Here is a 15,962-nt window from a genome sequence, read left to right as displayed (position 1 = left end):
TGGTTCGCTGGCACACGTTTATCCGGCGCGATGTACGAAAACAGGCCGCCCTGATCCGTAAACCTGCCGCGCATGATCGTCTCCGCCGATTCGAGATGACGAAGTGAATCATCAAGTCCCCTCCCTGGCGAGGGGGTTTTTCAGCAGACTGCTAAAGCGTTTTCGAGGAGGTCCCGATGAATACGAACCGTCGCGACTTGCTGTTGGCTGGGGCCTGTGCCGCTACCACTGCCCTGTTTGGGATCGCTGCGGCGCGCCTGAAGGCCGAAGAGTCCACTCCGCCGCCAGAGACCACGACAATCCGCCTTGCGAAGAACGCAAGCATTTGTATCGCTCCGCAGTACGTGGTGAGCGACCTCTTGAATGCCGAGGGGTTTACAAACGTCGTTTACGTCGAATCTGACGCCGGCGTGGAGCAAACCAGAGCAATCGCGAAGGGCGACATCGATTTCACCCTGCATTTCTCCGGCCCGCTTCTTCTTGAGATCGATCGAGGCGCGAGCATTACTGTTGTGGCTGGGGTTCATGTCGGCTGCTTCGAGCTGTTCGCCAGGGAAGGCATACGTAGCGTTGCCGATCTGAAGGGGCGAACCGTCGGCCAGCAGGGGGTTGGCAGTAGCCCGCACGTTTTCATCAGCGCGATGGCGACGCTTGTCGGACTTGATCCCGCCAAGGATATCGAGTGGGTGACCAGTGCGTCGGTCAAACCGATCGAGTTATTTGCTGAGGGTAAGATTGACGCGTTCCTTGGCTTCCCTCCGGAGCCACAGCGTCTGCGTGCCAAGAACATCGGGCATGTAATCGTCAACAGTGCGCAGGATCGCCCATGGTCGCAGTACTTTTGCTGCATGTTGGCGGGGAATCGGGAGTTCGTCAGAAAAAATCCCATCGTCACCAAACGTGTAGTTCGCGCCATGCTTCGGGCGACGGATTTGTGCGTAAGCGCGCCGGCCCTTGTTGCGCAGCGAATGGTTGATGGGGGTTTCACGCCTCGCCACGACTATGCGGCTCAGACGCTCGCGGATGTGCCGTACAACCGCTGGCGCGAGTTTGATCCCGAAGACACAATCCGCTTCTACGCTCTTCGCCTGCGCGAAGCGGGGATGCTGAAATCGAATCCTACAAAGATTATCGCGGACGCAGCCGACTGGCGGTTCCTGAACGAGGTTCGACGTGAACTTGGAAGCTGATTCGACGTCGTTTCTTGGTCAGCGCCCGCTCCCTGCAACGTCGCGAGGAAGTGGCGACGAGACGTCAGCGAAGAGCGGTCTTCTCGGGTTTGAGCTGCGCCCCTCGTTGCGCACGAAATTGCTGATGGCCTTCTTCGTCATCGAAATGCTCTTGGTCTCGGTTGGGCTAATCGGCCTCCTTTCGCTCCGCGAAGCGGACCAGCGGGCGAACCAGGTTGTTGGCCTGCAGCAGAAGATCGAGGCATATCGGCAGATGCAGCACAATACGCTTCGACAACTTTATGGCGTATCCACAGCGCTCGCCTTTCCGAACGAAACGACATTGGCAGTTGTGCTGCGGCAGATCAACCAGTTTGGGTACGACCTTGACCGTGTCTCGTTCGTCGCAAAGGACGAGGTGGCGCTGCTCAACCAGGTGCGCGAAGAATATGCGCGCTTTATTGCCGTCGTTTCACACATCGTCGATCTCATCCGCGGCGGGCGAGGGGCTGAGGCCAAACAGAGCGAACTCGCGGAGCTCGGGCCTCTCGCGGACAAGCTCGAACGACTGACCAATCAATTGGTCAACCGGGCTGAAGCGGACATGGTGGCCGGGATAGATGCGAGCCGACAAACCTACACCAAATCTCAGATACTTGTCGCTGGGGTCGCGCTCGCAAGCTTCGTGCTTACGCTGGTCCTGGGACATGCGATCTCCCGGTCTGTGATCGAACCAGTGCGCATCATTCATGACGGACTGAATCGGATAGCCGCTGGCGATTTCGCCCAGCGTATCGACCTTCCCAATCGGGACGAACTCGGGGAGCTTGCGGCGCACGTCAATTCGACCTGCGGAGAGCTGCAGCAGCTCTACCGAAGTCTTGAGGAGGCCAGCCGTCACAAATCGCAATTTCTCGCAAACATGAGTCATGAGTTGCGGACGCCACTGAACGCAGTACTCGGCTTTTCAGAGCTCATGCTCGACGGCATATACGGCAATCCTCCGGAGAAAATGCGATCCGCCGTCGAACGCATCCAACGAAACGGCAGACATCTGCTCGGGCTCATCAACGATGTCCTCGATCTCTCCAAGATTGAAGCCGGACAGCTTCGACTTTCTCTGACCGATTACTCGGTAGAGGAATTGATAAACGTTGTTCATACCTCCGTTGAGTCTCTCGCCGCGGAGAAGAAACTAAGTTTGAGAATTGCTGTTCCGCCTGGCTTGCCGCCGGCGCGAGGAGACGAACGCAGGCTCGCTCAGGCCCTGTTCAATCTCGTTGGTAACGCGATCAAATTCACAGACGCGGGAGAGGTCCGGATAGAAGTGGAAACGAGGGGAGATTCCTACGTCTTTTCCGTTCAGGACACGGGACCGGGCATCGACTCAGTCGACCAGGTCAGAATCTTCCAGGAATTCCAGCAGGTGGATAACTCGATCACCAAGACGAAAGGAGGCGCGGGATTGGGGCTCGCCATCGTAAAGCGCATTGTGGAGATGCATGGTGGTCGAATCTGGATAGAATCCCGCCTCGGCCACGGGGCGAGATTCTCTTTTCTGGTGCCGGCTCGGCTCGAGCAGCAGGCGATGCAGACATGAGCAAGCGCGTACTGGTGGTCGAGGATCAGGAGGACAATCGGCAGATTCTGCGCGATCTGCTTACAAGCGTCGGTTACGAAATGATCGAGGCGCACGACGGCGAAGGAGCGCTCGTGGCGGCGCGAACCCAAAGCCCGGACCTGATCCTTATGGATATCCAACTGCCTATTCTTGACGGATACGAGGCGACACGGCGCATAAAGGCGCAGTCAGATCTCCGCCATATTCCAATCATCGTCGTTACCTCCTATGCGCTTGGCGGCGATGAAGAAAAGGCACGCGCGGCAGGCTGCGATGCCTATGTCGCAAAGCCCTACAGCGCAAGAAAGCTACTTGAGACGATCAATCGATACCTGACATGAAGTTCCAGCGCATGCTGACGTGGAGCAGAGATGCATGTCCCACCCCGAATCTTGATCGTGGATGACAACGAAACGAACCGCTGCCTTCTTACAGCTCGCCTCGACGCCGAGGGTTATCAGACCATGGAGGCTGAAAACGGCGAGAGGGCGCTCGCGGTCGTGCGCGAAGTCGCGCCGGACGTTGTCCTCCTCGACGTCATGATGCCGAAGATCGATGGCTTTGAGGTCTGCCGGCGACTGAAGGTCGATACGACGCTTGGATTTGTTCCAATCATCATGGTGACCGCGCGAACCGACTCACAGGATGTCGTCACTGGACTTAACGCGGGTGCCGACGAATATCTGACCAAGCCAGTCGACCATGCCGCTCTCGTTGCGCGTGTTCGTTCCATGTTACGCATTAAGGAGTTACATGACCGAGTTGAAGCTCAGGCGATCGAACTCGCCGCGTGGAATAGAACGCTCGAGCAGCGTGTTGCGGAGCAGGTTGTGCAAATTGAACGGGTCAGCCGTCTAAAGCGCTTTCTCTCGCCGCAGATAGCGGAATTGATTCTTTCTTCATCGACATATGAGCCGTTAGCGAGCCACCGCAGACAGGTGACAATAGTCTTCGGTGACCTTCGAGGTTTCACGGCGTTCGCAGAGATTGCCGAGCCCGAAGAGGTGATGGCGGTGATGCAGGAATATCATGCCACCTTAGGCTCCCTTGTCCACGAGTTTGAAGGCACGTTGGAGAGGTTCCTGGGCGACGGAATCATGGTGATTTTCGGCGATCCGATTCCTTGTACAGATCCATGCAAGCGAGCTGTCCAAATGGCTATCGCGATGCGAAGCCGCCTGTTGGAATTATCGAATAAATGGCGGCGTGCAAGACACGAACTTGGATTTGGAGTCGGCATTGCATTTGGATATGCGACCCTCGGACCTATCGGTTTTGAGGGACGTTCTGAGTACAGCGCGATCGGAACCGTGGTAAATCTGGCTGCCCGTCTTTGCGCGGAGGCGCGCGACAGTCAGATTCTCGTCGATAGCAAGGTACGGGAAGCGCTTGACGCGAGGGTGACCGCGGAGCCCGTGGGTGAACTGACGCTCAAGGGGTTGCATCGTCCGATAGCGGCATACAACGTCCTTGAGATGACTTAGTCCGCTCGAATCGGCCCGGCTAGAGGTCCGGCTCTTGTCCGGCCGACCAGAGTTGATTCCGCTAACTACCTGAAAGGGCTACGCCCCCTGAGCTTCTTTGACCCGCGCGAAAGCGATCGAACGGATCAGCTTTGTCAGCTTGTGGCCCTAAGCCGGCCAATTGGGGGCATAGGCGCTTAGGCCGCTTTTTGACCCGGAGCGGAAGTCGCAGACCAAGACGGTCCGAACCTCTGGCACGGACACCAGCCTACGAATCCGGCGGTAGCGCAAATGCGAAGTGCCGCGGTGTCTACGAGGGCGACCTTCGCACAGACCAGAGGATAGCGTTCGTGAGGATTCGCTGGTAGCGGCCGTCCTGCCAAACTGACGGCTCGTGGCCTAGCGCCGAATAGAATACTCGTCCCTCGCCGTAGAATCGGGTCCAGGTGAGAGGCCAGCCATAGAATCGTTGATGTACGCCGGCCTTGCCAAGGTCCACCGAGCTTGGGTCGAGGCGCAGGAGCACGCGTGATCCACGATAATCGAAGTCGCTGATTTGGTAGATCTCGTCCTCGACTTGCAACGAATTCTCGAGAAAAGCCACCAGGGGATCGCCAGGATCAACGACCTCGATGTTCACGGCCTGATGCCAAGGATGACCATTAAAGTAGCCGCCGACCAGATCGAGATAGTCTGGCCAAGTGTAGAATGTGTCCGTCGCCGAATGAACACCGAGGAACCCGCGGCCCGAGCGTACAAAGTTCAGAAGAGCTCTCTTTTGCGCGTCGCTCATCGGAAGTTCTCCGGTTGTGTAGAACATCACCGCTGCGTAGTGCGCGAGGTTTTCGGTAGAAAAGTCAGACGTGTCTTCCGTTGCAGTGACTTCAAAGACACCCGAATTGCTTCCGAGCTGGGTCAGGACTACCCTAGAAAGCGGTATGACATCGTGCCGGTAGCCGGCGGAGTATGTGAAATAGAGGATGCGCTCTGGCGGACGCTCCGCATGCGTGCCCAGTGGTCGGATTGCCGCCGCGCCGCCGAGGAGCGCGATGAAGTCACGTCGCCTCACAATCGCCTCCGCCAAAACCAACCATGTGTTGAAGAAGCCTAGCACAGATCACCCCAGCGCCGGCCCTGGGGCATCGCCCTCTGACGTCCTATGCAACGCTGCTGGCCCTAACCGAAAAGCGCTTAAGCCATCGTGACGTCGGCGTGTCGGGGATAAATCGGACGCTGAGCCGCGCAGCCAGGCAGAGATATCCATCGTATTCACACGCACACTTGGCCGCACCCATCCACTGGCTATAGCCACCGTCACGTCGGCCGCTACGTTAGCCGTGCGCCGTCGGTCGAGCCGTCCGCCGCACAAGATTGAGATAGGCAGTTTACTCCAACCCATGAGGCGAAACACGTTTTTCTCGCTCGTGAAGCACTGGAATCCGCGGAGCAACCCCGGAGCGAGCCCGTGAGAATTACCCAGAGAACGGCGCTCAGCCTTACGATCCCGCCGACGCTTCTCGCGCTCGCCGACAAGGTGATCGCGTAAGAAGGCTACTTCCGTTGTTGGCCCGTTGCCGACCTTCACTTACAGGGCCGCTATGTCTGCCTTCAGGATATAAGCCGACCCAGGCTCGAGTCGGTTCGGAAGTCGGCCTGTGACCCGGAACGGACATCGGGAATTCTGCAAGTGCTGCTCCTGTCGCATTCCGAGGATGACCTTGGAGGTTACAATGACTCATTCATGGTGCTTGGGGCGGACTTGAAGTTGCGCCCATTCATGCCTCTTGATGGCCGTGCATCTGATGGCGGTGCGGGTCCGTGAATGTGATCGGCGCAACGATGGGAGCGCCTCCGGAAAACGCCAATCCGCCGGACGCGACCAAGGTGTTGGCGGCTCTCAAAGGACCAGATCGTGTTGGAAGGGTAGGTGTCCGGCCTGGCCAGCAGCCTCCTGCTCGCCGAAATGCCAAGCCGCCGGCGCCGCATCGGCCGGATGGGGCCATGCGGCCGCGGCGGAATCGTGCTCCGGATTGAGCTCGGCGACGCGGACCGAGGAAACGACCGCCGGGGCGGTCGAGCTGGCATGCTGCTGTTCCGCACCCGCCTCGAAATGGAACGCGGGCTCGGCCCGGTTGTGAAAGCCTTCGTCGTCGGCGCCCTGGATGACCACGGTCACGATCTGCGGCGTGCCGTCGATCGTGGTCACGGTGAAGGTATCGGTCAGCGCGTCGCAAGGCCTCAAGGCCTGGACCTCGGGGTTCTCGGGGTTGAGCACGTATGTCCACGTGCCGCAGGTCGTCATCGTGAAACTGCCGTAGCCGTGGTCGCTCGCCTGCGGACATGTCGTCGCCGTGAAGGTGTCGTCGGGATTGTCGACGTCCCTCTCGGACAAGGTGCCGCTGGCACGTGGCGGGGGGTCGCAGGAATTGCTTGGCTCGGTCACGCGTCCGCAAATATCGCCGTAGACGACCGCGGCGTCGTTGGCGCCCTCCATGGTGACCGTCACCGTCTGTGCCGTACCGTCCGCGGCCCTCACGGTGAAATCGTCAGTCAGCGACTGACCTGCGTTCAGCGCCTGCACAGCGCAATTGCCATTGTCGAGCGCGAAGGTCCAGTGCCCGTCCGCGGTCATGGTGAAGCTGCCGTAACCATGGTCGCTCGGCTCTGGACATTTGACGGGATCGAACGCGTTCGACGGGCCGTCGACGTCGGTGGCGGTCAGAAGGCCGCACGCGGTTGGGACGCCCTGCGCGGAATTTTGGACTCCGCCTGCTTCGACCACGCGACCATGCGTGTCCCCGGAGATGACGGCCGGATCGTCGGCGCCTTGGATGGTCACCATGACGACCTGCGGCGTGCCGCCGATCGTGGTCACGGTGAAGGTGTCAATCAGGGTCTGGTACGCCGTAAGCGCGAGCACTGCGGCGCTGGCGGGATCCAGCGCGTAGGTCCAGTGCCCGTCGGACGTCATCGTGAAGCTGCCATAGCCTTTGTCGCTGGCATGCGGAGAGCTCACGGCCGTGAACGTGTTGGCCGGATCGTCGACATCTGTATCGGTGAGCTTGCCGCTCGCGGTCGGGGGGTCGTACGCCTTGGACGCCGCCGCAATCGTGGCGGCGTCCATGGTAACCGCAGCGACTGATCCACCGGTCCCGCCGCTTATCGCCGCCGCGTCGTCGGTGCCGGCGATGTCGATCGTGAAGGTCTGGCTCGCCGAGGCGAAGCCGTCGGACGCCGTGATCGTGAAGCTGTCGGCGTTCGGCGCCTTCAGCGCGTTGATGGCATCGTTGTTCGGTACGTAGGCGTAGGCGCCGGTCGCGCTGTTCAAGTACAGGATTCCGAAGGAGCCGGCCTTCTCGACGTCGTAGCTTGCGCCCGCTACGGCGAAAGGGCCGATCGCGCCGCCCGCGATGCCAAAGGTCGCGGTCGTGCCGGAGCCGAAGCTCGTGGCCGAGAAGCTGCCGCTGTTGGCCGAGAACTCATCGAACGCGACTGTGTCGATCTCGACCGGGCCCGACCCGAGCGTCAGTGTCGGTGGCGAATGGATCAATGGCCCATCCGGGGCGAATCTGGCCGGCACCACCAGCCCGGGAAGGGCATGTTGTGGACTGGGCTCGTCCGGCGCCTGGAAATCGATCGGCTGAAGCGTCTGATCGACCGCTTCGCCCGGAGGCGTACCGGATCCGGACGGCCCATGGTCCTTCGCGTAGTTGTCGAGCACGTCCTGCTGCTGGCTCCGCAGGTCGTCCATCCGCGAAGCGTTGTTGGCCACCTGCGCGAAGGTGACGGACGATCCGGTCTTGCTCAGGATGACCGTCTGTCCGGGATCGTCCACGATGATGTGGCGCGGCACCGGCTCCTTCGTGATGAGTTCGAAGGTGCCATGCTCGAAGTCCTTGTAGGTGATGGAGGCGTCGTCGAACAAGGCGAGATCGGGATCGGCGGCCCACGCTTCTTTCAGAGCCGAAAGGATCAACGCGACGAAGGACAGCCCTCCGGCCCATCCGAGTCTCGCGACGACCGCCGACTCTACAGCGCGCCCGCCGCGGACGGACGGCGGACTGCGTTGGTTCTGCGCCGGCCAAAGACCGGTGAAGACACGTGCGAGCGACATCCTGAACGCCTCGCATGCTGCCCGCTTCCGTTGAAGCGGCCGGACCCATGGTCGGGTGTGAGTCCACCGCCGGGGTGTCCGGTTCCGCGCACCAGACTACGCTTTGTCGTCCCGAGACCCCTTCACGAAATGTTGAGTGGGTGCGCGCAAATGCGCTCTTTTGTTGGCGCGGAGCGGTCGGGACCATCGTCCGCTGCGACTAAAACGTGGCAGTGGCAACATGCGGTATGGTGTGCCGGGCGCGGCTCTGCCATCATTCCGCCGAAGCGGGCTCTTCACGGATGGGAGCGGACGCATGCGCGGACAAAGGACGGTCGCAGGACTTCTCGGCCTTTTGCTCGTGGCGGTGGCGTGTCCGCCTGCGCCGGTTCGGGCGCAGGACGTCAAGCCGATCGGCAAGGTCGTGACCGTCGCTGGCAAGGCAGCGATCGAGCATATCGATGCCGCGGTTGTGCAGGCGAGACTGTCCGATGACGGGGCCGGCGCGAAGGTTGGCGATCCAGTCTATCGGGGCGACGTCGTCAGGACCGGCGCCGACGGCCGCCTCGGCATCAATTTTGCCGACGGCAGTTCCTTCAGCCTGTCGAGCAACGCCAGCATGGAAATGAACGAGTTCGTCTACGATCCGGACGGCAAGGACAATTCAACCCTGATCAGCCTGACCAGAGGCACCTTCACCTTCGTCGCCGGCAGCATCGCCAAGACCGGGAGCATGAAGGTGGACACGCCGGTGGCGACGTTGGGGATCCGGGGCACCACGCCCCACATCGAGATCTCGGACGACGGCACGGTCAAGTTCGCCACGCTGATCGAGGAGGGCAAGGACGCCGTCATGAAGCGGAAGACCGGTCCGGTCGTTGCGCCGCCCCGGCAGCGGAGGGCCGACCGCGCTCTCGGCATTTGCCGGGGATGTTGAAGGTCTTCGGGACGGCGCCCGTTATGATTCTGCTGCTGGCCGTCCCCGGATCGGCGCAGACGCCGGAAAGTCAATTCCGGAACGTCGAGCTCTGCAATGCCGCCTCGTCGCCCGACCGAAGGATCGAGGCCTGCTCTGCCTTCATCGCAGCCGGCCGTGGCGGCCCACAGGCCTTGGCCATCGCCCACAACAACCGCGGTATCGCCTACGCGGCGAAGGTCGACTACGACCGCGCCCTCGCCGACTTCGACGCCGCCATCGGCATCGATCCGACCTTCGCCAAGCCTGTCAACAACCGCGGCGCGGCGAGACTGAGAACGGGCGACTACGATGCCGCGATGGAGGATTTCGACCGTGCCATCGTCCTCCAGCCGGCCTACCCCGGCGCCTTCGTCAACCGCGCCGAGGTCTGGCTGAAGAAGGGCGATCTTGTACGCGCCGAAAGCGACTACGCCTCGGCGACTCGTCTGAACGCCGACATGGAAGGGGCTTGGAGCGGCCTTTGCTGGATCCGGGCGAGTACGGGCGATCCGCAAGGCGCGGTGGAAGCCTGCGACAGGGCGATCGGGTCGGGCGCGCATACGGCCGCGACCTACGATTCCCGCGCGCTCGCCCACCTCAAGGCCGGACGGACCGACGCGGCCATCGTCGACTACGACGCCGCACTGCGCATCGACCCCGCGTTTGCCGCAGCGCTATATGGCCGTGGCCTGGCGAAGATCCGCAGAGGCGAGACGGTTTCGGGAGAAGCCGATGTCGTGGCCGCGAAAGCTGTCCGGAGCGACATCGCCGAGGAATTCGCGCGCTACGGCGTACGGTAATCCGTCCTCAACGCGTGCCCGTCGGAGAATGCCATCGCCGCCGCGACGCTCGCGCTGTGGCTCATAGCTACAGGCGATGCACAACGCGCTGCACTTGAATCGCGGCCATTTACCCTTTCGTGGAGTTGGAATGCCAAACTCGTTAAGAGCTGCTGCAAGCTCCCTCAGCGTACCCAGCGAGCCTTAGCTCCGCTAATCGGGGCTACGTCGAAAGCGATGTCCTTAGCGCGATTTTGCGGGCTTCTCACGCCCATTCCCGTGTTTTGCTCCCAGCACGACAACTCGATCACGACCCAGTTTTATGCCTCATCCTTGGTGCGATTGCTGATCATCTCGCCCGCGAAAAATAGTTTAGTGATCGCAAGACTTCGCCACAAAGGAGCGATCCATCTCGAACGTTCAATGCACAACGTCCGCTCTTGGCCGATTCCGTTGAAAAAGGCCCGAAGTAGTTCGCTGTAATGGTACGAGTTGCGATGCGGACGAAGGGCTCACCAGTTCTTATGAGAGCCTTGGGGTTGGCATTGGGATCAGCTTGGCCATTTTGCGGAGGTTCTGGGCGGTGGCTGCGAGGGTGAACTCGTCGCGCGCCGTTCGGACCCCTTAGTCGCAGGCGATCGAGCTTGAGAATGCGCTTGAGGTGCGCGAACAGCATCTCGATCTTCTTGCGGAGCCGACGAGAAGTGCGACCCTCCCATGATCTTGCGATCTGGCGCGCCATGTCGCGAGCGCCCTCGTAGATCGAGCGTGGCACCCTCCGTGAGGCCTGCGTGGGGCAGCACCGGAGCTTCAATGCGCAGCGATCACAATCGCGCTTACTGGCCAGGTAAAGCATGGTGGCACCCTCATTCACCAGCGTTCCGGTCGTGGTAAGAACTTTGCCATCGGGGCAACGATAGACGTCTCCGGTATGGTCATAGGTGAAGTCGTCGCGCGAGAAGATCCCGTCTGTGCGGGCCGACTTGTCGAACACTGTAAGGTGGGGCTCGATGCCGTGCTCATAGAGCAGCCAGGCGAGCATCTCGGCCGAGCCATAACCGCTGTCACCGAGGAGCCGGCTTGGATAGAGATCGAACCGTTCGAGCGAGCGCTCAATCATGCACTTGGCAGCCAGCACCTCCGCCTGCCGAATCGCCGTAGTCGCCTCAACATCGACGATGATCGCGTTCTCGACGTCGATCAGGTAGTTCGTGGAGTAGGCGAAGAAGGCTTGGCGACCGTGAGCCCCCGTCCAGCGCGCCGCCGGGTCGGAGGGCGACACGAACTTGGGGGTGACTTCGGTCGCTGCCCCGAAGGCTGCATCGTCGAGGACAGCTAGATACTCATCGATGGCTCGTCCGGCCGCCGCCGGCGGAAGTCCCTTGTCGCCTTCGATGCCCTTCTGCCGATTGGCATCGGCCTTGATCAAGCTCGCATCGACTGCAAACCCTTCACCGCCGACCAGCCGTTCCTCGATGCAGCGGCGCAACACGCACTCGAACACGCGTCGGAAGAGATCGCTTTGCCGGAAGCGGCCGTGCCTGTCCTTGGGGAATGTCGAGTGATCCGGCACCGCCCCTCGAGACCGAGCCGGCAGAACCACCGGTAGGCGGTGAACCTCATCGCACAGGCGCCGCTCTGACCGGATACCGAAGCAGTAACCGATCAGCAGCATCCGGATCATGAGCTCCGGATCGATCGAAGGCCGATGTAGAAAGGTGCCAGGTCCCGCTTGATCTCTCCGAGGTCAACAAACCTGTCGATCGACCTGAGCAGGTGATCGGCGGGAATATGGTTCTCAAGTGAGAACTCATAGAACAAAGCGGCTTGCTCGACTTGCCGACCCCCATCATGATCTTCAGTCCTGCCAACTAGACAGGCTGAATCACTGATCTATCTGCGCCGCAACAGCCGACTTTTTCAACAGAATCGGCCCATCTGAGACCTCGGAGACCATTCGCTCTTCGGCGGCTGTTCGCGGTAAACCGGACATCAGGCGGCCAGCCGTTTAACGAGTACATGCCGTAGACGCCGCAAGCACGAGGAGCTTAGCAAATGAAGGGCCGCATAGGAGGCGAGATCGGCAGCGGCTGATGACGCACCGCTGGCGGCTCCAGTGATAAAACAATGGCCCGCCGGGTTCGCGCTGTGTTGGCGACTCTGCTAACCTAATCCAGTGATCGGTGCCCGCCGATTGCCAACAATCTCAAATAAACTCCGCCGGCTCGCAAGGTCGGCGGGTTTTTCTTTGACCTCGGGAAATTTACGGATGGTCGCGGTTCATGCTGGCGGGCCTCCTGCACCCGGTTGTGATGAGCATTGAGGAAGCCGTGTGATGTAGTTCACAGGCGGCAGGTATCACCCAGGATAGCGTGCCCGCCTCAACTGGAGGGAAGCGCCATGCAATTTAATTGGACAACCTCTCGAACGCTCGCTTTGACGGCCGTTCTTCTGGTGGCGGCTGGCACCACTATGGCAATTGGTACTCCTCGCGGAGTGTTTGAGCCGACTTTGGGACAAGATTGGCAATGCAGCCGAACCATGCTGGTCGTGACCACTTGTTCTCACAGCGCAAAACCAGGTTGAGTCCGGCGGCTCCCCTGTGCGGTTCCTGATCGGAACAGTATCGCGAATGTGCGGAAGCGAACAGAACAGCCGCTTGGCTTGAGAGTAAGCTCGCCTTGCTTAGCCTTCCAAGGCTCAAGCGCCTCCAGCGGCCCCGGCCTCCACGACCCCAAAAGCCCCCAGCGCCGGGGCCGTCTTTAAGGCTATCGATGGCCCCATGCCGCCGATAGACCGTGTTCGATGTTCCAATGGAAATTCTGCCGAACCTCGGCGCCGTACCGGCCGGGTGTCGCCTAAGCGCGCGCGACGTGTGGGCGCCGGCGCCCCACAACTTCAGATTCGTGGCTCCTGATGGCCCGACATGCGATGCTGACAGCATATTCGCGTCTCGGAGGGAAAGCCCGATGCGCCTCCTCCTATTGCCTTATCTCGGAATTGGTCTGTGCGCCTCGCTGGCGGCGTGGCTAACGGCGATGCTGCTTTATTGACGCGGGAACAGGTCCGCGCCTGGCGGCAGCAGCCGCACATAGGTGCCGCTCTCGTGCAGCCTGCCCAGTTCGATCGCGAAGTCCATATGCCGCATCGAGCCCTGGAACGAACGAAGTGGCATTTGGTTTCCAGCCCACATCTCCGAAGGAGGTAGCTAATGGACTGGAATCGTGTTGAGGGCAATTGGAAAGAAATGAAGGGCAAGGTCAAGGAGCAATGGGGCAAGCTCACTGACGATGATCTTGACGTAATTGCCGGCAAGCAAGACCAGTTAGAAGGTCGTTTGCAACAGCGATACGGCTACGCAAAGGATCAGGCTACGAAAGAAGTGAACGACTGGTACGAACGCCAGAAGTGGTGACCGGCAAAGGCACAACAGTCTGGCGGGGTCTCCGTGGGCAGCGCGGGGGCCACAGACAGCGCGGATCAGGACAAGGCAGCGCGGCCCGCCGAGGTAATCGTGTATTCGACTTCACCCGAGGCGAGTGGTTCGGCCTCGACGAGCCCAAGCTCGACCAGGCGGGCGACGAGCTCATGGTTCAAATAGCGGCGGGCTGGCCCAGGATTCCAAAGCCAAGCGGTTCAAGAAGTCGCGTTCGGTCGCCGTCAGGTCCATCAGGACAACGTCGTTTAGAGGTCGCCGCAAGCGCTCCAGACTGCAATGGGGACGAGGGCGACGCAAACCCAAAAGGCGGGTGCGCTGGAGAAGCGAGAGCGAGTTACCTTTAACAATGTCGATTATCGTCCTCAGAGCAGGCTATGGCAAGTTCGCCCAGTCGGCGCAGAGGAACGCAAATGGGTGCTGTCCTAATTAGGACAATCGGGCTGGAGGATTAGGACACTTCGCGCTTAGATGCCGACCAACAAAAAGCCAAGAAGCTCCCTTGGAGCGCAGCGGGGAGCCTTGCTGCGCAGAGCCCGACATGTCGAGGTCGGCGCTCACATGACCGAATGGCTCAGCTCGCCCGGGGTGCAGCCTCCGGAGTAGTCCGCCCGTAAATTTCCCAATGGAACAGGAGCCGCCTCAGTTGGCAGCCTCTTCCTGTGCGCTGCTTACGCTGGCGGGGCTTTTCCCGTGAACGAAGCTCAGTAGCGCCGATAGTATCGATGGGCATAAGGCCGACGAACGACGACTACGCCGCGGCGATAGGCAGGTCGATAGACCGGGCGAGTTCGGACGCATCCGTGCCGGCCGCACACCAAGGCTACCACGTTGATTGTCCGAGCGGAGCAACTGGCATTGCCGATGCCGTTGCAAATGAAAATGCGGCGCCACCGAGAACGGTGAGTGCGGCAAGTGTAAGCTTGAATTTCATCCATGCTACTCCAGCGGAGCCTATCCCCGCTAACCAACGTTAGACGTTCCTTCCTGAACCTTGGATGACCAAGTGTCCGTCCGGCGTTCTTTGATCCATCTCAACACTCAACGGTGGTTCTCGGCGAGCCTTTGGGCATGAGCCAATCGGACGAGCCAGGCCCGCATAGAGAGGCGCCAGAGCCCAAGCCTTCGCGCTTGGAGGAGGCTCGACGCATCATCGAGGGAATATGCGGACGACCTGCGCGAGATCATCAGGAATCTCCGCCGACACCTCAATTGACTCGCGCGCCTTAACGGACAACTCGCGCGCTTGGAGCGGCATCTGCCGGGATCTGGCGGCGGCGCGCGGCAGGGACGGAGAACGAGATGGCCTGATCGAGGCTGATCGGACAGCACCCTTAGAACGCGCCATGGGCTTCCTTTAGGGCATCTAATGAAGATGCTCAATCCCCAGACCGGGGGGATCGTCCGCATATTCAAGTGCCAGTGCGGTGAGCAAAGTTGGACCGAGGACAAAGAGTAAGGCCGCCTCGTGAGCGGGCTCTGCACTCCGGCTTGTGCTCTTGGCCCGAAGGGGAAGATCGCCTTCGTGTCCGGCACGTCGGCAGTCTGGGCCAGACCGGACATCAGGAAGGAGGGGGCAAATTGACGCAAATGGCCCGAACCGGACATTGCCGCCGCCGAAATCGCATTGTACGAGCGCGCGTCTTTGCTACACTCATTGATCGAGGCGCCGGGGTCGCCACTTCAGCTTTGTGGGAAATTGCACGCCTTAGTCATAGCAAATCCGACCTTCACGGAGTGCCCAACATGAACTTTCACAGTGCGTTGAAGTTCGGAGCCGTCACTTTGCTATTTTTGTGCGCAGGTACGCCGGCGCACGCACAGTCGCCCAAGATGAAGATGACCACCGAAACACCTCCGTACCTCGTAACGCCGAACACGGTCGAAACGCGGATCGGTACACTCAAATTTATTGATGGCTTCCCCGACGAAGCTACAGCGGCGAAGGTCTACGACAACCTCGATTTTCAACGCGGCGTTCAAGCATACCTTGCTGCGTTGCCCGCCGTTTCGATTGAAGCGTTTCTTAAAGGCTTCGCCGAGTTTGGATCCGTCAATCAGACTGTTTTGATCTCAGAGCAACTTTTGAACGCCAAGTCGCTGTTCCTTACTGCCAATACAACCACACCCTACACTTTGCTCTATCTGAGCACGAAGGATGGTCCGCTGGTCGTGGAGATCCCGCCAGAGGTACTTGGCCCGATCGATGACGCCTGGTTCCGGTGGGTTAGCGATGTTGGCATCACCGGTCCAGATAAAGGTAAAGGAGGCAAGTACCTGTTGCTGCCGCCGGGCTACACGGGCGCGGTCCCCGATGGGTATTTTGTTGCGCGTCCGCGCACAATTGGAAACCTGCTGTTCTTCCGCACCTTCTTGAGGGACGGCGATCCCAAGCCCGGCGTGGATAACGTAAAGAAGAACCTGAAAGTTTATTCGCTCAGCC

Annotated in this window: 13 protein-coding genes; 8 read left to right on the top strand and 5 right to left on the bottom strand. The window is 60.4% G+C overall.

The window, feature by feature from the left end; translation table 11 throughout:
• Window positions 1-176: 176 nt before the first annotated feature.
• From IVB27_RS06405 to IVB27_RS06385, 4 genes are read left to right on the top strand one after another with little or no spacing between them, the layout of a single operon-like run.
• Window positions 177-1,190 (top strand): ABC transporter substrate-binding protein, encoded by a 1,014-nt coding sequence (locus IVB27_RS06405; protein ID WP_247442220.1) that lies wholly within the window; start codon window positions 177-179, stop codon window positions 1,188-1,190.
• Window positions 1,174-2,769 carry a HAMP domain-containing sensor histidine kinase gene (locus tag IVB27_RS06400; RefSeq protein WP_247442218.1) on the top strand — a complete coding sequence of 532 codons (1,596 nt, stop codon included), beginning with the start codon at window positions 1,174-1,176 and terminating at the stop codon, window positions 2,767-2,769. The genes IVB27_RS06405 and IVB27_RS06400 overlap by 17 nt, the downstream gene beginning before the upstream one ends.
• Complete coding sequence (locus tag IVB27_RS06395) at window positions 2,766-3,131, top strand: response regulator (protein WP_085394089.1); 366 nt, start codon at window positions 2,766-2,768, stop codon at window positions 3,129-3,131. Before IVB27_RS06400 ends, IVB27_RS06395 begins: the two co-directional genes overlap by 4 nt.
• A 57-nt stretch (window positions 3,132-3,188) precedes the next feature.
• The gene (locus IVB27_RS06385; protein ID WP_274535508.1) at window positions 3,189-4,274 is read left to right on the top strand and encodes a response regulator; all 1,086 of its coding nucleotides are present in this window, start codon (window positions 3,189-3,191) and stop codon (window positions 4,272-4,274) included.
• 289 nt (window positions 4,275-4,563) lie between these two features.
• Here IVB27_RS06385 and IVB27_RS06380 read toward each other — a convergent pair whose 3' ends face one another.
• Both IVB27_RS06380 and IVB27_RS06375 read right to left on the bottom strand, forming a co-directional pair.
• Window positions 4,564-5,322 (bottom strand): ThuA domain-containing protein, encoded by a 759-nt coding sequence (locus IVB27_RS06380; protein ID WP_247442216.1) that lies wholly within the window; start codon window positions 5,320-5,322, stop codon window positions 4,564-4,566.
• A gap of 828 nt (window positions 5,323-6,150) precedes the next feature.
• Window positions 6,151-8,367 carry a VCBS domain-containing protein gene (locus IVB27_RS06375; RefSeq protein ID WP_247442214.1) on the bottom strand — a complete coding sequence of 739 codons (2,217 nt, stop codon included), beginning with the start codon at window positions 8,365-8,367 and terminating at the stop codon, window positions 6,151-6,153.
• A gap of 295 nt (window positions 8,368-8,662) precedes the next feature.
• Here IVB27_RS06375 and IVB27_RS06370 point away from each other — a divergent pair, with 295 nt between their 5' ends.
• Complete coding sequence (locus IVB27_RS06370) at window positions 8,663-9,283, top strand: FecR family protein (RefSeq protein ID WP_247442212.1); 621 nt, start codon at window positions 8,663-8,665, stop codon at window positions 9,281-9,283.
• 23 nt (window positions 9,284-9,306) lie between these two features.
• A complete protein-coding gene (locus tag IVB27_RS06365) occupies window positions 9,307-10,104 on the top strand; it encodes a tetratricopeptide repeat protein (protein WP_247442210.1) in 798 nt (265 codons plus the stop codon).
• A 328-nt stretch (window positions 10,105-10,432) separates the two neighbouring features.
• Here the strand turns inward: IVB27_RS06365 and IVB27_RS06360 are convergent, their stop codons facing one another.
• Window positions 10,433-11,767 carry a transposase gene (locus IVB27_RS06360; RefSeq protein WP_247442208.1) on the bottom strand — a complete coding sequence of 445 codons (1,335 nt, stop codon included), beginning with the start codon at window positions 11,765-11,767 and terminating at the stop codon, window positions 10,433-10,435.
• Between the two features lie 1,362 nt (window positions 11,768-13,129).
• The gene (locus IVB27_RS42950; protein WP_256468292.1) at window positions 13,130-13,258 is read right to left on the bottom strand and encodes a hypothetical protein; all 129 of its coding nucleotides are present in this window, start codon (window positions 13,256-13,258) and stop codon (window positions 13,130-13,132) included.
• A gap of 36 nt (window positions 13,259-13,294) precedes the next feature.
• Between IVB27_RS42950 and IVB27_RS06355 the strand changes: the two genes are divergently transcribed.
• Window positions 13,295-13,498 (top strand): CsbD family protein, encoded by a 204-nt coding sequence (locus tag IVB27_RS06355; RefSeq protein WP_247442206.1) that lies wholly within the window; start codon window positions 13,295-13,297, stop codon window positions 13,496-13,498.
• Between the two features lie 65 nt (window positions 13,499-13,563).
• Here IVB27_RS06355 and IVB27_RS43540 read toward each other — a convergent pair whose 3' ends face one another.
• Complete coding sequence (locus tag IVB27_RS43540) at window positions 13,564-13,680, bottom strand: hypothetical protein (protein ID WP_502917830.1); 117 nt, start codon at window positions 13,678-13,680, stop codon at window positions 13,564-13,566.
• Window positions 13,681-15,265: 1,585 nt separating this feature from the next.
• Here IVB27_RS43540 and IVB27_RS06350 point away from each other — a divergent pair.
• The coding region (locus IVB27_RS06350; RefSeq protein WP_247442204.1) for a DUF1254 domain-containing protein at window positions 15,266-15,962 on the top strand (697 nt) is incomplete at its 3' end.

Origin of the sequence: Bradyrhizobium sp. 197 (genome assembly GCF_023073375.1) — a bacterium.
Classification (GTDB): domain Bacteria; phylum Pseudomonadota; class Alphaproteobacteria; order Rhizobiales; family Xanthobacteraceae; genus Bradyrhizobium.
This window is presented reverse-complemented; position numbering and strand designations above follow the sequence as displayed.

Coding starts and splice junctions, on each gene's coding strand:
- IVB27_RS06395 (WP_085394089.1), top strand. CDS start 2,766: ATGAGCAAGCGCGTACTGGTGGTCGAGGATCAGGAGGACAATCGGCAG.
- IVB27_RS42950 (WP_256468292.1), bottom strand. CDS start 13,258: ATGCCACTTCGTTCGTTCCAGGGCTCGATGCGGCATATGGACTTCGCG.
- IVB27_RS06360 (WP_247442208.1), bottom strand. CDS start 11,767: ATGATCCGGATGCTGCTGATCGGTTACTGCTTCGGTATCCGGTCAGAG.
- IVB27_RS06355 (WP_247442206.1), top strand. CDS start 13,295: ATGGACTGGAATCGTGTTGAGGGCAATTGGAAAGAAATGAAGGGCAAG.
- IVB27_RS06375 (WP_247442214.1), bottom strand. CDS start 8,367: ATGTCGCTCGCACGTGTCTTCACCGGTCTTTGGCCGGCGCAGAACCAA.
- IVB27_RS06370 (WP_247442212.1), top strand. CDS start 8,663: ATGCGCGGACAAAGGACGGTCGCAGGACTTCTCGGCCTTTTGCTCGTG.
- IVB27_RS06365 (WP_247442210.1), top strand. CDS start 9,307: ATGATTCTGCTGCTGGCCGTCCCCGGATCGGCGCAGACGCCGGAAAGT.
- IVB27_RS06405 (WP_247442220.1), top strand. CDS start 177: ATGAATACGAACCGTCGCGACTTGCTGTTGGCTGGGGCCTGTGCCGCT.